Here is a 19,982-nt window from a genome sequence, read left to right as displayed (position 1 = left end):
CCAGCGCGGCCGAGGCGTCGTTCACCGCGACCCGTATCCCGTCAGAGGAGACGCACAGCGCCGCCTATGACGCCGACGGTGAGCTGGAGCACCACACCCGGACGACCACGGAGTTCAACAAACACAGCCAGCCCACCAAGGTCGACGATCGTGGCGATTTGGGCACCTCCGACGACGACCTGTGCGCCACAACTACGTACGCACACGAAACCGACTCGGGCCTGGCGGCCAAACACCTCGTGGCCCTGCCGGCGGTCACTGAGACGGTCGCGAAGAAGTGCAACCAGGACGTAGACCGACCCGCTGACGTGGTGTCCGCATCGAAGCTCAGCTACGACGCGTCCGGGCGGCCGACCATGACCGAGACCATCGACCCGCGGGACGGCGACGGGTACATCCAGACCGCCACCGTGAAATACGACACCCGCGGCAGGGTCCTCGAGACCACGGACGCCGCCGGACAGACCACAACCACCGCGTACACGCCCAGGCTTGAGGGCCCGGTAACCGCAACCACAACGACGAACCCGCTCGGCCATACGACGACCACCAAGTTGGACCCATTCCTGGGCGTGCCGGTGGAATCGATCGACGCGAACGGGCGCACCACCAAGGCAGTGTACGACGCGCTCGGCCGGTTGACGAAGGTGTGGTACCCGCAGCATGCAGATATCACGATCCCGTCCGTGCAGTACGAGTACACCGTCCAAAGCAACGGACTGAACGCGGTAGTCACGAAGACGATCTCCGCGGACGGGAAACGCCAACATTCCAGCGCTGTTCTGTACGACCCACTCATGCGGCCTTTCCAAACCCAACAGGAAGGACGCGGCACCGGGCACGGACAAACTGAGCAAGGCCGGATGGTGACGCACACTCGCTACGACTCCACCGGCCGAATCATCGAACAAACCGAACCCTCTTGGGTGCAAAGTGCAGTCTCCGCGACTCCGGAGGTCAAGCCAGCGGACACGTCCGGGCACACCACGTTCGAGTACGACGATGCCGGCCGGCAGACCGCGCAGGTCTTCTGGATCCACACCGACTCCGAGCCCACCCACGAAAAGTGGCGCACGACCACCAGCTACGACGGCGCCACCATCCTGCAGATCCCGCCGATGGGCGGGACCCCAACCGCGACCAAGGTCGACGCCCGCGGCCGTACGATCGAACTGACTCAGTACCCGCGTGACCCCGACACTGACGCCGAAAAGACCAGCCCGTCAGACGTGCGGGCGCTCCCAGGCACTACGACCACGAAGTACGCGTACGACGCGGCGGGTCGGCTTACCAGCATGACTGACCCGCCGCTTACAGACGGCGCACCACCGAACGAGTGGTCATACGGGTACGACTGGGCTGGCCGCCAGATCACCGCATCCGACCCCGACGCCGGCACCTCGACCACGAGCTACGACGTCCTCGGCCGCGTGACCACCCGCACGAACGGCAACAACCAGGCCCTCGGATACACCTACGACGCCCTCGGCCGCACGACGAGTGTCCGCGATGGCTCCCCGACCGGCACCGTTCGCGCCTCCTGGGAGTACGACACCGTACTCAAGGGTGTGCTCACGTCGGCGACCCGGATCGTCGACGGACAGTCCTACGTCACCCGAACGGACGACTGGGACACCGGCTATCGGCCCACCCAGACATCCCTCGTGCTGCCGAACACGGGCACGTTCACGAATCTACAAACCCGCACCCTCAGCAAGAAGTACGAGTACGCCATCGATGGGCAGACCACGAAGGTCACCCACCCGGCCGTCGTCGATGCGGCTGGGAAGACGGTCCTGGGTGCTGAGGCCGTGACCACGGTGTATGACGCTGCGTCGTCGATGCCGTCTTGGATGAGCAGCGGATTCGGATGGGGCACCTACGTTACCGCATCCCGGTACGCCGCCGACGGCCGCCCCCTGCTGACCGACCTGGGCAACACCTACGGCGCCGCCGTGTCCTACCAGTACGAGGATGGCACGAAACGATTGTCTGGAATCAGCCTCGACCGGGAACGCATCGACGGCACCGAACTCGACCTGCAATACGGGTACGACCCGGCCGGGAACGTGACGAGCATCACGGATGCCCCGACCAGCACGCCGCTGTCGGGCGCGTCGTTCCAGGACAACCAGTGCTTCAACTACGACGGCCTCGCGCGCCTGCAGACCGCCTGGACCGCCGGCAACGGCGACTGCGCGCAAGCACCCTCCGCAGGTGCGATGGGCGGTGCGGCACCGTACTGGAGCAACTACACGCACGACGTCCTCGGCAACCGCACCAAAGAGACCACCACCTCATCGGACGGTACCGCGACCACCACCACGAACACGCACGGTGCAGGTGCGGGCCCGCACGCCGTCACCACCGCAACCACGGCAGGAACGCCCACAACGTACGAGTACGACGCGGCCGGCAACCGCACCAGCGTCAAGGTCGGAACGGACTCACCTACCGAATACGTGTGGGATGCCGAAGGTGAGCTAACGGCCGCTGGAGGCACGTCTAATGTGTACGACGCGGACGGGAACCGGATCATCCGGACCGACGCCAACGGCACCACCGTCTACGCAGGCGGGCAAGAAATCCACATCAACCCGGACGATACGGTCACAGCCACCCGGTACTACATGTTCGCCGGCAGCACCGTCGCGATCCGAACTGACCGCGGCCTCGGCAACGGCGTCACCTCCCATGTCACCGACCACCACGGCACCCCGATCGCAGCCATCCCCAACGGCGGCCACCCCACCAACACCACGATCACCCGCCTCTACACCGACCCATTCGGCGCCGCACGCGGCGAATCCGACGGCCAAACCATACCCGGGGACACCCAATTCCTCGGTAAAACCCGCGACGAAACCACGGGACTCACACAGATCGGGGCACGCTACTACGACGAGGCGACCGGCGGCTTCATCAGCGTCGACCCGCTGCTCGATCTGACCGACCCGCAGCAGTGGAACGCGTACGCGTACGCAGGCAACAGTCCAATCAGCCGATCGGACCCATCCGGGCTGCTTGCCCTCGGAGCCACCGACTACATGGACGAGTACGGAAAACCGATGGGCACAAAGGGTGTGCAAGACACGTGGTCCGTAACCGGTGCCACGCCGACGTACACCGTCAGCGACGTCGACTATCTTGCTTCGAACCCGACATGGCAGGCGCCGCCGCCCACCGAGTACTTCCCGCCTGAGCGGACAGGGCCAGCCTCACCACAGGACGAGGAACTGTTCTGGCAAGGTACACGCGGCATCCTGGGCACGGTACCAGTGATTGGCGCTCCATTTGACGTGCTTGACGGCATTGTGTGCGCCTCGGAAGGTGACTGGCTGTGCGTCCTACTGGACGGGGTCGGCATCGTCCCCGTGGTCGGCGATATCGGAGCAGCGCTCGGAAAAAGCGCAAAGTTCGCGGCGGCGGGTGCAGATGCGGCAAAGACTGCGGATGATATTGCGGTTGGATTCCGAAGTGACACTTCCCACATCTTCCGCGATGCCAGAGGGCACTTGGCGGAGGACACTGCCGAAAACCGAGCACTAATCCAGAGCGCCCTGGATCCCAACAACCTGCGCAGCACCGTTACCCTGAAGAATGGCGAATCCCTCGCCAAGTACTTCAAGACGCAGCCGGATGGGACCCAAGTCTGGGCCGAGGTGCGAAATGGCGAGATCACGAACGGAGGCCTTAATGTCATCCCCCGATAACGGTGACTCGGAAGCCGATTTGATTTCGACCGAGGAAGCCTTCCTCGCGATGACTGACTTCATCTGGCAGTTCGCGCAGCGTGCTGGTGATGACCTGCTGACTCTTATTGGTGACACCGGAATCGAGGCCGACGGTGGACCGACGGACCCTGCCGCCTGGGAAGACTGGCTCGCGTGCGTCGCGAGGATCCGAGCGGGCATTCCACCTCGGAGCGAGTGACCGCATCGCGCTTGACCGTGCTGTTGAAGAACGAGCACTATACGCAGAGGGCGGTTGATCGCATGGGTCTGCTGAAGGCTTAGTTCACTCGAATAAGTGACCGACCGTCCGCGATGGTGAACTTTGTGGAACTGCCAGAGCTGGACTTGGAGTCGAGTCGCAGGTGCTTAGCTGGCACTTGATGCGTTCACGTTTATCCAACGCTTATTCGATCCGAGCCTGGTCGAGCTACTCCGAGTAGTCTGGGCTAAACAGATTCAGGATCGGCGAGAAATCCCCGGTCATGTCGAGATCGGTCGAGCAATAGCCGAGTCCCGTCCGCCCTACTCGGCTCGCGACGCGGCATCCGTCATGGTTGTCCCGCTTCGGGCATCAGGACGGCTGGCGCACGATCTCGGGCAGTCGCCAGGTCAGGTCGAACCACGGCTCGAGCGGACCGTACAGCCGCAGCAGCGGCCACCACGACTTGCCAGGCAGCGTCGGGATCCAATTGGATTCCTTGCCCACTGGCGCGGATGGTGCGAACCACAGCACGTACGAACCGTCGTCTTCCATCTGGAGCTCTCCGGGCAGGCTCGACAGCGCAGGGAACGGCACCGATTGCAGCAGCGATCGGGTCTGCGTGTCGTAGATGTCGACGGCCCAGAAGTTCTTCGCCGGCGGATTCGCGGGGATCGTCAGCGAGTACGTCTCGCCCCCGTCGAGCAGGGCACCGTCGGCATCCTCCGCCGTGTAGAGGTAGGCGGAGCCGGCGCCCACCTGCGCGTGCGCCATCGCCGGCGTGGATCACCGTCGCGGCATAGTGGAAGAGCGTGCGCGCGTCGAGATTGCGTGCGCCGTCGTTCAGGAACTCGTAGCTGCCGCCGACGAAGCCGTTCTTCCACGACGATCCCTCCCAGCGGAACGAATCGGGGTTCCGGGCAGCGTAGAGATTGGCACGCGCCATGGCCGCGCCGATACGAGCGGCATCGTCGAGGATGCCGCGAAGGCGCGCGTCTGGTGCGAAGGGCTTCGCATGCGCGATGCCGAGCGAGGCGAGTGCGCCTGCGCGCTCGGGGTCGAGCGCGGCGGTCGGTTCCTCCGTGACGATCTCGGCGATCTCCTCGAAGAAGGAGAAGTCGTTCGAGTGCACGGTGTTGAACGCCTGCTCGCCGATGTTCACGAACGTGTTCTCGGGCGCGGTGCCGGCATCGCTCAGCCGGTAGATGCGCGATTGCTTGATGGCAGGCACGCCGCCCAGAGCCCGGATCACGAGGAAGTTCGTGAACGTCGGGCTCTCGTACGTGTAGTAGCCGTCGGGCCGCTCTCCGTCGTAGCCCGGGGGCAGGAACAGGTACTTGCCGCCGGCGCCGCGATCGGGGCCCGCGATGCCCATGTCGGCGACGTAGCGGAACCAGAAGTCGTCGACGACGCAGAGCGACTGCGACGGCACCTCGATGACCGTCGGCCCCCATGCCTTCAGGTCGAGGAACGTGACCCCGTACGTCGTCTCGGTGTTCGGCGTGAGGAAGATGGGAGTCGAGGTGCACCTCGGGTCGGTGAAGCCGATCTTGCCGGGGGAGTCGACGCCCGCGGTGCGGAGACCACGCCGCATGGCGACGAGCGATGCGCCGGGAACCGTGTCAAGGAACGCGGTGATTCCGCGAACGAGGTCGAGACCGTCGAAGATCGACTGGACCGATTCGGGCTTGGGCACGCCGTCGAAGAACTCGAACTCGCCGAACGGTGTCGAGAGCCGATCGGGTGTCGAGACGTGGGACACCTCCTCGGCCAGCTTCTGGTCTGCCGGATTCGTTTCGATGGTGCGTTCGATCGTCATGCTCAGCCCCCTGGTTGGTCGTAACCCTCGCGAGTGTGCCAGAGGCGCTCGGCGGCGCCATCACCCGAAACGTACGATCTGCGGCAGGAGTCGGAGCGTTGCCGACGACGACCGGTGGCGTCGTGTCGACATCTTCGAGGCCGCCGGTTTCGCTGCCGCCCGGGACGGTGCGGGCGGTGCGAGGTCGTTGATCAACCCGCGCACCGCCCGCCCTGCATGGCCCTATTCGACCTTGGCGTCTGCTGCCTTCGAGAGCTGAGCACCGGCGAGGCCGGCGAGGATCGAACCGACGTCGAGCCCGGTCAGCGACTTGACGACCTCGGTGCCCTCACCGAGCACCTGGCCGACGGTCTTGGTGATGGCGCTCGCGCCGTCGGTCGAGACGACGGTGAGCGTCTTGATGTTCGAGATCGGCTCGGCGGCCGCACGAACGATCTCGGGCAGACGCGAGATGATCTCCTGAGCGAGTGCCGCCTCGCCGTACTTCTTCAAGGCCTCGGCCTTCGCATCGGTCGCCGCGGCCGACGCGAGACCCTCGGCCTGCACGGCCGCGGCGCGCGCCTCACCGTCGGCACGGATACCCGCGGCGAGCGCCACCTGTCGGTCGCGCTCCGCCTCGCCCGAGAAGCGCACAGCCGTTGCGGATGCCTCGGCGTCTTGCACGGCTGCGACCTTGTTCGCCTCGGCGATCTTGGTGCGCTTGTAGGCGTCGGCCTCGGTTGCGGCGTTCGCCGCATCGCGCTGGGCGGTCGCTCGCTGCACCTCGGCGTAGGCCTCGGCCTCTGCGGGCTTGCGGATTTCGATGTCGAGGCGCTCCTGCGTCACGAGTGCCTGCTCCGAGAGCGCGTCACGTTCCTGCACGGCGACCAGCTTGTCTTGCTCGGCCTTCGCCAGCTGGCCGGATGCCTCGGCCTCGGCGTTCGCCCGGTCGGTCTCGGCCTTGATCGTGGCCTGCTTCAGACTCAGTGCCTTCTGTCGTTCGGCGACCTGCTCTGCAGCCTCGATGCGCGCGAACTCGCTGACCCGCGCAGCCTCGGCCTCGCTCACCTCGGCGACTTGGCGTGCACGGGCGGCTTCTGCACGCCCGAGGTTCGCGAGGTACTCGCTGCCAGGCGTCGAGATGTCGGAGATGTTCAGCAGGTCGACCTGCAGGCCCTGCTCGACGAGGTCGGTCTTCGTCTCGGAGACGACACGGTCGGAGAGGCTCTTGCGGTCGGAGATGATCTGCTCGATCGTCATGTCGCCGACGATGGAACGCAGCGAGCCCTCGAGCGATTCCTTGATGATCTCGGTCAGCAGCTCCTGCTGCGAGAGGAAGCGCTGGGCCGCTCGGCGCACGCCGTCTTCGGTGCCGTTGACCTTGAAGTTGATCGAGGCCTTGATCGCGATCTTGATGCGGTTCTTGTCGACGCCTTCGACGGTGATGCCGATCTGCCGCTGCTCGAGCGAGATCGCGAAGCCCTGCTGCAGGATCGGCCAGACGAAGGTGCGGCCACCGATCACGACGCGCTGGCCCGAGGACTGCTCGGGCGACGCGCGACCTGCGCCGCGCCCGACGATCACGAGCGCCTCGTTCGGCGGCACGCGGCGGATTCGGCGCGCGATGAACGTGAGCAGCGCGAGCAGGGCGACGACGATCGCGACCACGGAGATGATCTGGATCACTACAGGGGAGAGCATCGGGTTTCCTTTCGGGGGCGGGGGAGAGCGGCCGGTCGACGGACCGGAAGAGCGATGTGCCCGCCGATGGTCAGTCGGCGATGATCTTGACCCGGCTGCCGGCCTGTTCGATGACGCGCACGCGGGCGCCGGAGGCGATCGCCTCGTCGGAGTAGGCGAGCCGGCGCTCGAGTTCGCCGGGGCCGTCGAGGCTGACCTCACCGCCCGAGGCCGAGACATCCGAAGTCGCGACGCCCGTGAGGCCGACCGCCGAGGCAGGCACCCCGTCTGAGCTGCGGCTCAGGTTGCGGATCGCGAGCACGCACAGCACGTACGCCACGGCGGCGAGCACGATCGACAGCACATAGACCCACACAAGGTCGAGGCCCATGCTGGCGACCAGTGCACCGGATGCCCCGAACACCACCAGGCCGACCGAGAGAGCCGTTCCAGAGAGGGCGCCGTCGCCGATCTCGAAGTGATCGAAGACGTCGCCGAGCACGAGGGAGATGAGCAGCAGTACGAGGCCGATGCCTCCGACGATGAGGAACGGAAGGAGCATCGACTGCCTCTCTGCGCGCGCAAGACTCCGGGCAGGGACTTGCTCGGGTGCACTTACCTTATCGGGCGCTGGACGGCTGCGCAGCGGTCGGTGGCACCGGCCGCTTCGCGAGTATGCCTCGGAGGGAATCGAGTGCTCAGACCGCCTGCTGCCGCTCGATGGCGAGTGCATCGAGCGCCGCATCGCCGCGGATGCGTCGCATGAGCGCCACGACCTCGTCGACTGCGGCGACGGTCAGGCGAGCGCAGACCACGCTGTGCGGGCCGAGCTCGTCGAGCCCACCGGCGCGAATGCGGATCACCTCCCAGCCGACCTCGCGGAGCGCGTCGTCTTTCTCGACGTCGGAGCCTTCTTTCAGCCCTCGATGGGCGCGCCCGGACCGACCGGGATCGTCGTACTCGACGGCGATGCGCAACTGCGGTACGAGGATGTCGGGCCAGACCTCCTGCTTGCCGTAGAACATGCGGGCGATGCGTACGGCGTTGACGCGATGGTGCAAGCGAATGCGCTCGCCCAGCAGCAGGCGCAGCCGTTGCTCGACCCGCGAGGTGCCGACCTTGAGGCCGGGTTTCATGAATGCGAGACCCGCCTCTCGCAGCGCGGCCGGCGCAACGGCATTGGCCCGGCACTTCGCGCAGCTCGGGCCGGTGAGCACCTCGGCGACCGTCGCCGGGTAGCGGTCGTGCCCGCGACGGCATCGCCACTCGTAGACCGCTCCGACGCGGGTCTCACGCGCCAGTGCGGCTCGCTGGGGCGGGGCGACGCGTGCCAGCAGTTCGCTGCGGGAGCGCTGCGTCTCGTGCACGAGCATGCAGAGCGGGCACGCGCGTGAGAGCGCGACTGAGCCGGGTGCGCTTGCCTCGGCGCCGTGACCGCAGCGAAAGCTCACAGCGACCATGGGCGCCCGTCGATGTCATCCATGCCGTCGATCCTCCCGGCGGCCACCGACATGCGGCAGCCGATGTCCGAGGCTCCCGCGAGAATGGTGACATGCGGATCGTCGTCGGTGCCGCCGGCGCAGGCCGGGTCGGTCTCGTCGACCCGTCGGTCTCCGCCGACCCGTTCGAGACGGTGCGAGTCGACGAACTCCCTGCGATCGTGCGCACCCTCGAAGCGCGTCGCCCCCGCTGGGTCTGGTCCGACACCCGGCGCTGGTATCCGCGGCTGCTGGCCGACGGCGTCCGAGTCGAGCGAGCCCATGACCTGCTGCTCGCCGCCGCGATCCTCGATCAGTCGACGGCGACCGCATCACTCCGCGGTGAGGGTTCGCATGCGCGACCGCAGTGGCTGCCGAGTGGTCCGGTCGAGGCGGTGCAGGGCACCGGCGTGCCGGCCGCGTCATCCGCGTCGCATGCCTCGCTGTTCGAGTTCGATGATTTCGGCGGGGCCGGCGAGGCCGGCGGCGCAGCGGATGCCTCCGCACCCGGGCTCCACGAATCCTCCGACCTGATCGGCGTGCCGGTCGCGGCGGTGCTCGCCGAGCACGCCAGGCAACTCGCGCTCGTGGCATCATCGAATCAGCCGGGAGCACTCCGCCTGCTGCTCGCCGCCGAGTCTGCAGGGGCGCTCATCGGCGTCGAGTTGCACGCCGCAGGCCTGCCATGGCACCGCGGCGTGCATGAACGCGTGCTCGAGGGCGAGCTCGGACCGAAACCCGCTCCCGGCCGCAAGCCGGCCCGCATGGAGGAGCTCGCGGCAGAGGTGCGATCACTGCTCGCCGCGCCTGCCGTGAACCTCGACTCCCAGGTCGACCTGCTGAAGGCGCTGCGCCGAGCGGGCATCGACGTCGAGTCGACGAGCAAGTGGCAACTGCGCGAGCACGAGCATCCCGCGATCGAACCGCTCGTGGCCTACAAGAAGCTCTCCCGCCTGTACAGCGCGAACGCCTGGTCGTGGCTCGACGAGTGGGTCGTCGACGGGCGCTTCCGGCCCGACTACGTTCCCGGCGGCACGGCGACGGGCCGCTGGGCGACCTCTGGCGGCGGTGCGCTGCAACTCCCGAAGAACGTGCGCAGCGCGGTCGTCGCCGATCCCGGGTGGGCGCTCGTCGTCGCCGATGCCGCACAACTCGAGCCGCGGGTGCTCGCGGGGCTGGCGCACGACGAGTCGATGGCCGAAGCCGGCCGCGGCCGCGACTTCTACAGCGGCATCGTCGGCGCCGGGGTCGTCGAGACGCGCGACCAGGCGAAGGTCGCGATCCTCGGGGCGATGTACGGCGCCACGACCGGCGAGAGCGGCCGGCTCGTGCCGCGGCTCGCCCGCGCCTATCCCAAGGCGATGGCCCTGGTCGACCGCGCCGCCGCCGATGGCGAGCGCGGCGCGAGTGTCACCACGCTGCTCGGGCGCTCGTCGCCGCCGCCCGGTGAGGAGTGGCGCTCCGTGCAGTCGCGCGCGAGCCAGCCCGAGGCGACACCGGCCGACGAGCGCCGCGCGCGTTCACGCGCTCGCGACTGGGGGCGCTTCACCCGCAACTTCGTGGTGCAGGGCACCGCTGCCGAGTGGGCGCTCTGCTGGATGGCGGTGCTGCGGCCGAAGCTCGTCGCGATCGCCGCAGCTGCCCCCGACCCCGATCAGCGCGCGCATCGTTCCGGAGCGGCCTTCGATCGGGTGCCGCACCTCGTGTACTACCTGCACGACGAGATCATCGTGCACACGCCTCGTGAGCGGGCCGACGACGTCGCCGTGGCCGTGGCAGCTGCGGCGGCCGAAGCCGGCAGGCTGCTCTTCGGCGAGTTCCCGGTCGAGTTCCCGCTCGACCTCGCGATCGTCGACAGCTACGCGCTGGCCGACGCCTGACCGTCGTCACCGTCGGGCGGCATCGGGCGGGTAGACGGGCGACCCCGACGAGGCCGATCCAACCTCGGAGCAAACGCGAGGTCTCGTGCCTCGATCGCCACGCCGACCTCGGCGAGCCACTCGAGCGCAGCTCGTGCTCGTGCCGAATCGGCAGCGGCGGCGAGGGCCGCGAGTTCCGCTGGCGGATCGACTTCCGTCGAACTGCTCGGCGCCGCGCCGTCGCCCGTCAGCGAGCGAGCGGATGCCGCGGCGAGGCGTTCGTTCCAACGCCGTCGTTCCGCGGTGATGATGACACCGGCATCGACGCCGGGCAAGGACGCCGCAAGCAGCACGCGATCGACCGTCTCGTCCCACGGGTCGCTGCCCGAGGCATCCGTGCCGTTCAGCCAAGCGGCGGTGGCGGTGGCGCCTGCGGCGGTGGCGCGGTGGAGCGGCAACCCGTCATCGGTGGCGCCCGCGGACTCGATGAGCCCCTGCTTGCCGAGACGCTCGAGCGTGGCATAGCTCTGCCCGACGTTCACGTTGCGCCGGCCTCCCGTGCGCACGGCGAGATCGCCGTGCAATTGAAAGCCGTACCCCGGGCCGGCGCTCAGCAGAGCGAGCAGGCCATCGCGCACCGCCATGCCGCCTCCGATCGAAATGAACGTCTCACCGAGTATATGGTTCCGAGTCTTGTCAATGAGCCTGATGCGGGGGATAATCGGCGTGACGGCTCGCTCGTCGAACAATCGAATACCGGTCATCCGTCCGTCAGAGGTCGTTGGGGAAGACGCACCTCAAGAACGGAGATCGAGATGACGAAGAATGCCACGCGGGCAGTGCGCACCGCGCGAGGCGTGCTGTTCGTGCACTCCTCGCCGAGGGCGTTGTGCCCCCATGTCGAATGGGCGGCCGGCGGCGCGCTCGGTTCGGCGGTGAATTTCGACTGGAGCGAGCAACCGGTGCTTCGCGGTGCCATGCGCGCGGAGTTCTACTGGGAGGGCGAGGCCGGCAGCGGTGCGAAGCTCGCGTCGGCTTTGCGCGGCTGGGAGCAGCTGCGCTTCGAGGTGAGTGAAGACCCGACTCCGGGCTCAGACGGCGCCCGTTGGATGCACACCCCCGAGCTCGGCGTCTTCTTCGCGCAGACCGATACGGCCGGCAACACCGTGGTGCCCGAAGACCGCATCCGCTACGCGATGGAGGTCGGCGGAACCGATCCGATCGAGCTGCACCGAGAACTGCGACTCGCCCTCGGCCAGGCATGGGACGACGAGCTCGAACCCTTCCGCCATGCGAGCGACTTCGCTCCGGTCGTCTGGTTGCACCAGGTGGGCTGAGCGAGCCTCGGTCCGCCGGCGGCGTGACGCGAGGTTGGATGACGCATTCCCGGCAGCGCACGAGCGAAACCCTCGGACCGTGCACCAGAAGACCCCGGCGCAGTGACTGCGACCGGGGTCTTCTCATGCCGGGAGCGACCCGTGGCCGGGTGCGACCCGTTCGAGCTACGGGGTGCGGATCGCGACGACCGCGTTGTGGCCGCCGAACCCGAACGAGTTGCTGATGGCGAGCTGCGGCCCGTCGCCGAGCGGCTGCGGTGCGCCCGAGACGAGCAGCGGGATCGCCGGGTCTTGGGTGCTGATGTTGATGGTCGGCGGCGCGACGCGATTCACGAGGGCGAGCACCGTGAAGACGGCTTCGAGCGCACCGGTGCCACCCAGCAGGTGACCCGTCGAAGCCTTCGTGGCCGAAACCGGGATCTCGTGCACGCGATCTCCGAAGACGCTCGCGAGCGCCGTGTACTCGGCGATGTCGCCGACCGGGGTGCTCGTGGCGTGGGCGTTGATGTGCGTGACCTGCTCATGCGTGGCGCCGGCCTGTGCGAGCGCGTCGTTCACGGCCCGGCTCGCGCCGCGACCCTCGGGGTCGTTCGCCGTGATGTGGTACGAGTCGGCGCTCACGGCGCCGCCCGCGAGCTCGGCGTAGATGCGGGCGCCGCGAGCGAGGGCGTGCTCTTCGGTCTCGAGCACGAGGCTCGCCGCGCCTTCGCCCATGACGAAGCCGTCGCGGTCGACGCTGTACGGGCGCGATGCATGCGAAGGGTCGTCGTTGCGACGCGAGAGGGCCTGCATCGAGGAGAACGAAGCGAGGGTGATCGGGTGGATCGCGGATTCGGAGCCGCCGGCGATGACGACATCGGCGAGGCCGAGCTGGAGGTGCTCGTAGGCGTTCGCGAGCGATTCGGTGCTCGAGGCGCATGCCGAGGCGACGGTGCGGGCGAACGCACGAGCCTCGAAGTGCATCGAGATGGCCGCTGCGGCCGCATTCGGCATGAGCATGGGCACGGTCATGGGCAGCACGCGGCGCGGGCCACGCTCGCGCAGGGTGTCCCATGCGTCGAGCAGGGTCCAGATGCCGCCGATGCCGGTGGCGTAGTCGACGCCGAGCCGCTCGGGCGCGACCTCGGGCGAGCCGGCGTCAGCCCACGCCTCTTTCGCCGAGATCAGCGCGAACTGGCTCGAGGGGTCGAGTCGCTTGGCGACCGGGCGCTCGAGCACCGCTTCGGGGCGCACCTTGGCTTCGGCGGCGAATGTGACGGGCAGTTCGAGTTCGGCGACCCACTCGTGCTCGAGCGTGCGCGTGCCGGACTCGCCGGCGAGCAGGGCGTTCCAGCTCTCGGGTGCGGTGCCGCCGAGCGGCGAGGACGCACCGATGCCGGTGATGACGATCTTCTTGGTCATTCGAGAAACACTCCGATGGAGAACGGTCGTACTGATCGAGCGGGCCGGGCTGAGGCGCCGGCCCGCTCCACGCAGTTGTTAGGCCTGGGCCTTGACGATGAAGTCGACGGCGTTGCCGACGGTCTTCAGGTTCTTGACCTCTTCGTCGGGGATCTTCACGTCGAACTTCTCTTCGGCGTTGACGACGATCGTCATCATGGAGATCGAGTCGATGTCGAGGTCGTCGGTGAACGACTTGTCCAGCTCAACCGTGTCGGTCGCAATGCCGGTCTCGTCGTTGATGAGCTCGGCCAGGCCGGCAAGCACTTCTTCGGTGGACAATGCCATTGGTTCTTCTCCTTGGGGGTGTCTCGTTTGACCGAGAGACAGTCTAGATGGACAGGGGCAGGTGGTTCAGGGCAGAACCACCACTTGGGCGCCGAACACGAGTCCGGCGCCGAAGCCGATCTGGAGGGCGAGCCCTCCGGAGAGTTCAGGGTGCTCCTCGAGCAGGCGATGCGTCGCGAGCGGGATGGACGCGGCCGACGTGTTGCCGGTGGTCTCGATATCGCGGGCGATGACGACCGTCTCGGGGAGCTTGAGCTGCTTGGCGAACTCGTCGATGATGCGCATGTTCGCCTGGTGGGGGATGAATGCGGCGAGGTCGTCCGACGTCACGCCAGCGGCATCCAGCGCCTGCTTCGCGACCTTCGCCATGTCCCACACCGCCCAGCGGAAGACCGTCTGGCCCTCTTGGCGCAAAGTGGGCCACTCGGCCTCGCCGTCACGGAACTCGGTGAGCGTGTGGTTCATGCCGACCGCGCCGGCCTTCGAGCCGTCGGAGCCCCAGACGGTTCGTGCGATGCCGGGCGTGTCGCTCGGGCCGATGACGACCGCGCCGGCGCCGTCGCCCAGCAGGAACGAGATGCTGCGGTCGGTGGGGTCGACGACGTCGGAGAGCTTCTCGGCACCGATGACGAGGGCGTAGTTCGCCGCACCGGTGCGGATGAGGGCGTCGGCCTGGGCGACGGCGTAGGCGTAGCCGGCGCACGCGGCGTTCGTGTCGTAGGCGGCGGCGGGGTTCGCACCGACCCTGTCGGCGACCACGGCGGCCATCGAGGGCGTCTGCTGCACGTTCGAGATCGTGGCGATGATGACGAGGTCGATCTGCTCGGGCGCGATGCCCGATCGCTCGATCGCCTCGCGCGCGGCATCCGTCGCGAGGTCGATCGCGAGCACATCGGCGCCCGCGCGTGCCCGAGTCACGATGCCCGTGCGCTGCTGGATCCACTCGTCGGAGGAGTTGATCGGGCCGACGAGATCGTCGTTCGGCACCGCGTTGGCGCCCCGAGCCGCCCCGATCGAGTAGATGCGGGTGTAGGCGGGCCCGTGGGACTGCTGCAGGGTCGGTCGCGTCATGTTCGGCTTTCTCGTGTCGTTCGTCGGCTCAGGCGTGCTGCTCGATGAGCTCGATCGCCGCAGGCAGGTCGTCGGGAGTCTTGACGGCGACGGTCGGCACGCCCTTGAGGGCGCGCTTTGCGAGACCGACGAGCGCGCCGGCCGGGGCGACCTCGATGATGCCGGTCACGCCGGCCGCCTGGAACGACTCCATGCAGCGGTCCCAGCGTACGGGGGAGGAGACCTGCCCGACGAGGAGCTCGAGGAACGCGGCGCCCGACGTCACGGTGCTGCCGTCGCGGTTCGTCCAGAGCGGCAACGTCGGATCGGCGGGCGCGAGACCCGCAGCGACCTCGGCGAGGCGTTCGACGGCGGGGCGCATGAAGCGCGTGTGGAAGGCGCCGGCCACCTGCAGCGGGATCACCCGCGACCCGGCCGGCGGCTCGGCCTTGAGTGCGTCGAGCGCGTCGAGCGCACCGGCGACGACGATCTGCCCGCCGCCGTTGAAGTTCGCCGGCTCGAGGTCGAGCTCGTCGAGGCGAGCGAGCAGTGCGTGCTCGTCGGCGCCGATCACGGCGCTCATGGCCGTCGGCACGAGCGCCGCGGCATCCGCCATGGCCCGCCCGCGTTCGGCGACGAACCGGATCGCGTCAGTCTCGCTCAGCACTCCGGATGCCGCTGCGGCCGTGATCTCGCCCACGGAGTGTCCGGCGATGCCGCCGATGCGGTCGGCCCGCCCATCGGCCAGGAGGGTGCCGAGCGTGAGGATGCCGGCTGCGACGATGAGCGGCTGCGCGATCGCGGTATCGCGGATCGTGTCGGCATCGGCTTCGGTGCCGTAGTGCGCGAGGTCGAGCCCCGAGGCCTCGGACATCACCGACAGCCGTTCGGCATAGGCCGGCTCGGCGAGCCAGGGAGAGAGGAATCCAGGGGTCTGAGAGCCCTGTCCAGGGCAGACGACGACGATCACCACACCAGTCTGCCAATCGAGTGGCGGGCCTGGGTGTGCACACACCACAAGCTCTTCGGGAAAGCCTTGTACAGACGGTACAGCGAGTCGTCAGCTAGAGGGACGGCGCCGCGGAGGAAGCTCGTGGTCGCTCATCGAGCCGATGATGAGGGCCGATTGCAGGATGAGGGCCTCGCGTGCGCCGGTCGCGTCCCATCCGATGACGTCGGAGACGCGCTTCAGGCGATAGCGAACCGTGTTCGGGTGCACGAACAGCTCGCGGGCCGTCGCCTCGAGCGAACGACCATTGTCGAGATAGCTCCAGAGCGTCGTCAGCAGTTCGGTCGAATGCGCCTGCAGCGGCCGGTAGATGCGGTGCACGAGGGTCGCTCGCGCGAGCGGATCGCCCGCGAGCGCTCGCTCTGGCAGCAGGTCGTCGGCGTGCACGGGCCGTGGTGCGTGGCGCCACGAGCGCGCCACCGCGAAACCAGCGAGCGCGGCCTTCGCGCTCTTCGACGCGTCGACCAGGTTCGGCACGGCGTGCCCGAGCACGAGGTGCCCGGCTCCGAAATGCGGCTCGAGCTGATCGGCGATCTCCATGAAGGTCAGTGCCGGGGCGGTGCCGATCGAATCATCGGCTTCGCGCGCGAGCGGGTCGGCCCGGCCGATGACGAGCACGAGCCGATTGCCCTGCACGCCGATCAGGACATCGGCGTGCATGTGCCGTGCGGCACGGCGCACGTGGTCGACGTCGAGCTGCTTCGGCGCGGTGCCGACGAGCACCGACACCTCGCCGTGCCCGTGCCAGCCGAGCGCCGCGATGCGGCTCGGCAGCTCATCGTCGGCCTCGCCCGAGAGGATCGAGTCGACGACGAGAGCCTCGAGCCGCGCGTCCCACAGTCCGCGCGCTTCTGCGGCCCGAGCGTAGACATCGGCCGCGGCGAAGGCGATCTCGCGCGAATAGAGCAGGATCGCCTCGCGAAGCGGCTCACCACCGTCTTTGATGCGGTCTTCGACGACCTCGACCGTTACCCTGATGAGCTGCAGCGTCTGCTGCAGGCTCACCGAGCGCAGCAGCTCACGCGGTGCGGCGCCGAAGACGTCGGCGGCGATCCACGGCGTGGAGCGCGGATCCTCGAACCAGGCGATGAACGAGGAGATGCCGGCTTGGGCGACGAGGCCCACCGCTGAGCGACGGCTCGGCGGCATGTCGCCGTACCACGGCAACGTGTCTTCGAGACGTTTGAGCGTCGCGGTGGCGAGCTCGCCCGCGATGGTGCGCAACCATGCGAGCGTCTCCGCCTTCGTTTTGGGCCTCGTCGCCACCTCGTCGCCTGCTAGCTCTCGCCGCCGGCCGATCCGGTGGTGCCGGCGTTCACGTCGGACAACCGGTACTTCTCGATGGCCTGTGCGGGGAGGGAGCGGTCGATCTCACCACGGTCTGCGAGCAGCTCGAGCGTGCGCACGACAACCGACGGGCCGTCGATCTTGAAGAAGCGACGGGCGGCGGGCCGAGTGTCGGAGAACCCGAAGTCGTCGGCACCGAGCGTCGCGAAGTCGCCGGGCACGTAAGCACGCACCTGGTCGGGCACCGCGTGCATGAAGTCGGAGACGGCGACGAACGGGCCGCGCGCGTCGGCGAGCTTCTGCGTGAGGTACGAGACCTTGCGCTCGGCGTCGGGGTTCAGGAAGTTGTGCTCGTCGGCGGCGAGGCCGTCGCGGCGCAGTTCCGCCCAGCTGGTGACAGACCAGACATCTGCGGAGACGCCCCAGTCTTCGGCGAGGAGCTTCTGCGCCTCGATGATCCAGGGCACCGAGACGCCCGACGCGAGCAGCTGCGCCTTGGGGCCGGCGGCGTTCGACTCGCTGATGCGGTGGATGCCGCGGATGATGCCGTCGACGTCGACACTCTCGGGCTCGGCGGGGTGCACGATCGGCTCGTTGTAGACCGTGACGTAGTACATGACGTTCGGGTCGGGGTGGTTGCCGCCGTACATGCGCTCGAGGCCCGAGCGCATGATGTGCCCGATCTCGTAGCCGTAGGCGGGGTCGTACGACACCACAGCCGGGTTCGTCGATGCGAGCAGCGGCGAGTGACCGTCGGCGTGTTGCAGGCCCTCGCCCGTGAGCGTGGTGCGGCCCGCGGTGGCGCCGATGATGAACCCACGAGCCATCTGGTCGCCGGCAGCCCACATGGCGTCGCCGGTGCGCTGGAAGCCGAACATCGAGTAGAAGACGTAGACCGGGATGAGCGGCTCGCCCTGCGTCGAGTATGAGGTGCCGACATTCGTGAAGGCCGCCATGGCGCCGGCCTCGTTGATGCCGACGTGCAGGATCTGGCCCTGAGGGCTCTCTTTGTAGGCGAGCAGGAGCTCACGGTCGACCGAGGTGTAGTGCTGGCCGTTCGGGTTGTAGATCTTCGCGGTCGGGAAGAACGCGTCGATGCCGAAGGTGCGTGCCTCGTCGGGGATGATCGGCACGATGCGGTGGCCGAAGTCCTTCGAGCGGATGAGGTCTTTCAGCAGTCGCACGAACGCCATGGTGGTGGCGATCTCCTGCGTGCCGGAGCCCTTCTTCGCGATCGCATAGGTCGAGTCATCGGGCAGCGAGATCGCCGTGTGGTTCGAACGGCGCTCGGGCAGGTAGCCGCCGAGTTCGCGGCGGCGCTCGTGGAGGTACTGGATCGCCTCGTCTTGATCGCCGGGCGTGTAGTACGGCGGCAGGTAGGGGTTCTCCTCGAGCTGCGCATCGGTGATCGGAATGCGCATCTGGTCGCGGAACGTCTTCAGGTTCTCGAGGGTCATCTTCTTCATCTGGTGGGTCGCGTTGCGCCCCTCGAAGGCCGGACCCAGGCCGTAGCCCTTGATCGTCTTCGCCAGGATGACCGTCGGCTGGCCCTTGTGCTCACTCGCGGCCTTGAAGGCCGCATAGACCTTGCGGTAGTCATGGCCGCCACGCTTCAGGCCCCACACCTCGTCGTCGCTGAGGTGCGAGACGAGCTCGAGCGCCCGCGGGTCGCGACCGAAGAAGTTCTCGCGCACGTAGGCGCCGGACTCGGCTTTGTACGTCTGGTAGTCGCCGTCAGGCGTGACGTTCATGAGGTTGCGCAGCGCCCCGTCGTGGTCGCGGGCGAGCAGGTCGTCCCACTCGCGGCCCCAGACGACCTTGATGACGTTCCAGCCGGCGCCACGGAAGAAGCTCTCGAGCTCCTGGATGATCTTGCCGTTGCCGCGCACCGGCCCGTCGAGCCGCTGCAGGTTGCAGTTGACGACGAAGTTGAGGTTGTCGAGACCCTCGTTGGCGGCGACCTGCAGCTGGCCGCGGCTCTCGACCTCGTCCATCTCGCCGTCGCCGAGGAACGCCCAGACCTGCTGGTCGCTCGCGTCTTTGATGCCGCGGTTCGTCAGGTACTTGTTGAGCTGCGCCTGGTAGATCGCGTTGATCGGGCCGAGGCCCATCGACACGGTCGGAAACTGCCAGAACTCGGGCATGAGCCGCGGGTGCGGGTATGAGGAGATGCCGTTGGGAGCGTGCGACTTCTCTTGGCGGAAGCCGTCGAGCTGATCGGTCGAGAGGCGCCCCTCGAGGAAGGCGCGGGCGTAGGTGCCGGGGGAGGCGTGACCCTGCACGAAGATCTGGTCGCCACCGCCGGCGTGGTCTTGACCACGGAAGAAGTGGTTGAAGCCGACCTCGTAGAGCGCTGCCGACGAGGCGTATGTCGAGATGTGCCCGCCGACGGCGATGCCGGGGCGCTGAGCGCGGTGCACGAGCACGGCGGCGTTCCAGCGGATCCACGCGCGGTAGCGGCGCTCGATCTCTTCATCGCCCGGGAAGTCGGGCTCGTTCTCGGGAGCGATGGTGTTGAGGTAGTCGGTCGTCGGAACCATGGGCACGCCGAGGTGCAGTTCCTTCGAGCGCTTCAACAGGCTCAGCATGATCTCTCGCGCACGCTGGTGTCCCTTCTCTGCGACAAGCGCATCGAGGGATTCAGCCCATTCGGATGTCTCTTCCGGATCGGCGTCCATCGCCTCGACCGAGTAGGGATCCTGGTCGTTGACAGTCACACTCGACCTCTCTCTTCAGCAGATCATGCCTGCGGGTGTGGGACGTGCGCACGCCGAATGGGCCGGTTCGCGGCCGGGTGGCACCACGCCATCCTAGTGATTCTAT

Annotated in this window: 15 protein-coding genes; 4 read left to right on the top strand and 11 right to left on the bottom strand. The window is 67.8% G+C overall.

Annotation, left to right across the window (positions count from 1 at the left end):
* Positions 1-797: 797 nt before the first annotated feature.
* Positions 798-3,713: an RHS repeat-associated core domain-containing protein gene (locus H521_RS26700; protein WP_425393600.1), complete on the top strand. Its 2,916-nt coding sequence runs from the start codon at positions 798-800 to the stop codon at positions 3,711-3,713.
* Entirely contained in the window at positions 3,697-3,933 is a 237-nt protein-coding gene (locus H521_RS0118355) for a hypothetical protein (protein WP_022894477.1), read from the top strand. The genes H521_RS26700 and H521_RS0118355 overlap by 17 nt, the downstream gene beginning before the upstream one ends.
* A gap of 349 nt (positions 3,934-4,282) precedes the next feature.
* On the opposite strand, the gene H521_RS24255 is transcribed toward H521_RS0118355, so the two are convergent.
* The 4 genes from H521_RS24255 to H521_RS25195 form a co-directional block, all read right to left on the bottom strand.
* The gene (locus tag H521_RS24255; protein ID WP_211215518.1) at positions 4,283-5,752 is read right to left on the bottom strand and encodes a DUF1254 domain-containing protein; all 1,470 of its coding nucleotides are present in this window, start codon (positions 5,750-5,752) and stop codon (positions 4,283-4,285) included.
* Positions 5,753-5,974: 222 nt separating this feature from the next.
* Positions 5,975-7,432, bottom strand: coding sequence for a flotillin family protein (locus H521_RS24250; protein ID WP_040424993.1), 1,458 nt, complete (start codon positions 7,430-7,432; stop codon positions 5,975-5,977).
* Between the two features lie 70 nt (positions 7,433-7,502).
* Positions 7,503-7,973 carry an NfeD family protein gene (locus tag H521_RS0118340; RefSeq protein ID WP_022894475.1) on the bottom strand — a complete coding sequence of 157 codons (471 nt, stop codon included), beginning with the start codon at positions 7,971-7,973 and terminating at the stop codon, positions 7,503-7,505.
* A 136-nt stretch (positions 7,974-8,109) separates the two neighbouring features.
* Positions 8,110-8,871 (bottom strand): hypothetical protein, encoded by a 762-nt coding sequence (locus tag H521_RS25195; RefSeq protein ID WP_022894474.1) that lies wholly within the window; start codon positions 8,869-8,871, stop codon positions 8,110-8,112.
* Between the two features lie 92 nt (positions 8,872-8,963).
* On the opposite strand from H521_RS25195, the gene H521_RS0118330 reads away from it, so the two are divergent.
* A complete protein-coding gene (locus H521_RS0118330) occupies positions 8,964-10,769 on the top strand; it encodes a bifunctional 3'-5' exonuclease/DNA polymerase (RefSeq protein ID WP_022894473.1) in 1,806 nt (601 codons plus the stop codon).
* Here H521_RS0118330 and H521_RS24240 read toward each other — a convergent pair.
* Entirely contained in the window at positions 10,748-11,392 is a 645-nt protein-coding gene (locus H521_RS24240; protein WP_022894472.1) for a PadR family transcriptional regulator, read from the bottom strand. The two genes, H521_RS0118330 and H521_RS24240, sit on opposite strands and share 22 nt — an antisense overlap.
* A gap of 171 nt (positions 11,393-11,563) precedes the next feature.
* On the opposite strand from H521_RS24240, the gene H521_RS0118320 reads away from it, so the two are divergent.
* Complete coding sequence (locus H521_RS0118320; RefSeq protein WP_022894471.1) at positions 11,564-12,085, top strand: DUF3145 domain-containing protein; 522 nt, start codon at positions 11,564-11,566, stop codon at positions 12,083-12,085.
* A 165-nt stretch (positions 12,086-12,250) separates the two neighbouring features.
* On the opposite strand, the gene H521_RS0118315 is transcribed toward H521_RS0118320, so the two are convergent.
* The 6 genes from H521_RS0118315 to aceE all read right to left on the bottom strand — a co-directional run bounded on the left by H521_RS0118315 (position 12,251) and on the right by aceE (position 19,876).
* Entirely contained in the window at positions 12,251-13,486 is a 1,236-nt protein-coding gene (locus tag H521_RS0118315) for a beta-ketoacyl-[acyl-carrier-protein] synthase family protein (protein WP_022894470.1), read from the bottom strand.
* Between the two features lie 78 nt (positions 13,487-13,564).
* Positions 13,565-13,813, bottom strand: coding sequence for an acyl carrier protein (locus H521_RS0118310; RefSeq protein WP_022894469.1), 249 nt, complete (start codon positions 13,811-13,813; stop codon positions 13,565-13,567).
* Between the two features lie 66 nt (positions 13,814-13,879).
* Entirely contained in the window at positions 13,880-14,884 is a 1,005-nt protein-coding gene (locus H521_RS0118305; protein ID WP_022894468.1) for a beta-ketoacyl-ACP synthase III, read from the bottom strand.
* A 28-nt stretch (positions 14,885-14,912) separates the two neighbouring features.
* A complete protein-coding gene (locus H521_RS0118300; RefSeq protein WP_026482465.1) occupies positions 14,913-15,833 on the bottom strand; it encodes an ACP S-malonyltransferase in 921 nt (306 codons plus the stop codon).
* Positions 15,834-15,923: 90 nt separating this feature from the next.
* A complete protein-coding gene (locus H521_RS0118295; RefSeq protein ID WP_022894466.1) occupies positions 15,924-17,138 on the bottom strand; it encodes a PucR family transcriptional regulator in 1,215 nt (404 codons plus the stop codon).
* An 11-nt stretch (positions 17,139-17,149) separates the two neighbouring features.
* Positions 17,150-19,876 carry a pyruvate dehydrogenase (acetyl-transferring), homodimeric type gene (gene aceE, locus H521_RS0118290; protein WP_022894465.1) on the bottom strand — a complete coding sequence of 909 codons (2,727 nt, stop codon included), beginning with the start codon at positions 19,874-19,876 and terminating at the stop codon, positions 17,150-17,152.
* Between the last annotated feature and the right edge of the window lie 106 nt (positions 19,877-19,982).

The sequence above is a fragment of the Agromyces subbeticus DSM 16689 genome (assembly GCF_000421565.1).
GTDB classification, from domain to species: Bacteria; Actinomycetota; Actinomycetes; order Actinomycetales; family Microbacteriaceae; genus Agromyces; species Agromyces subbeticus.
Note: the sequence above shows the minus strand (reverse complement) of the source record. Positions and strands in the feature narration are given on the sequence as shown.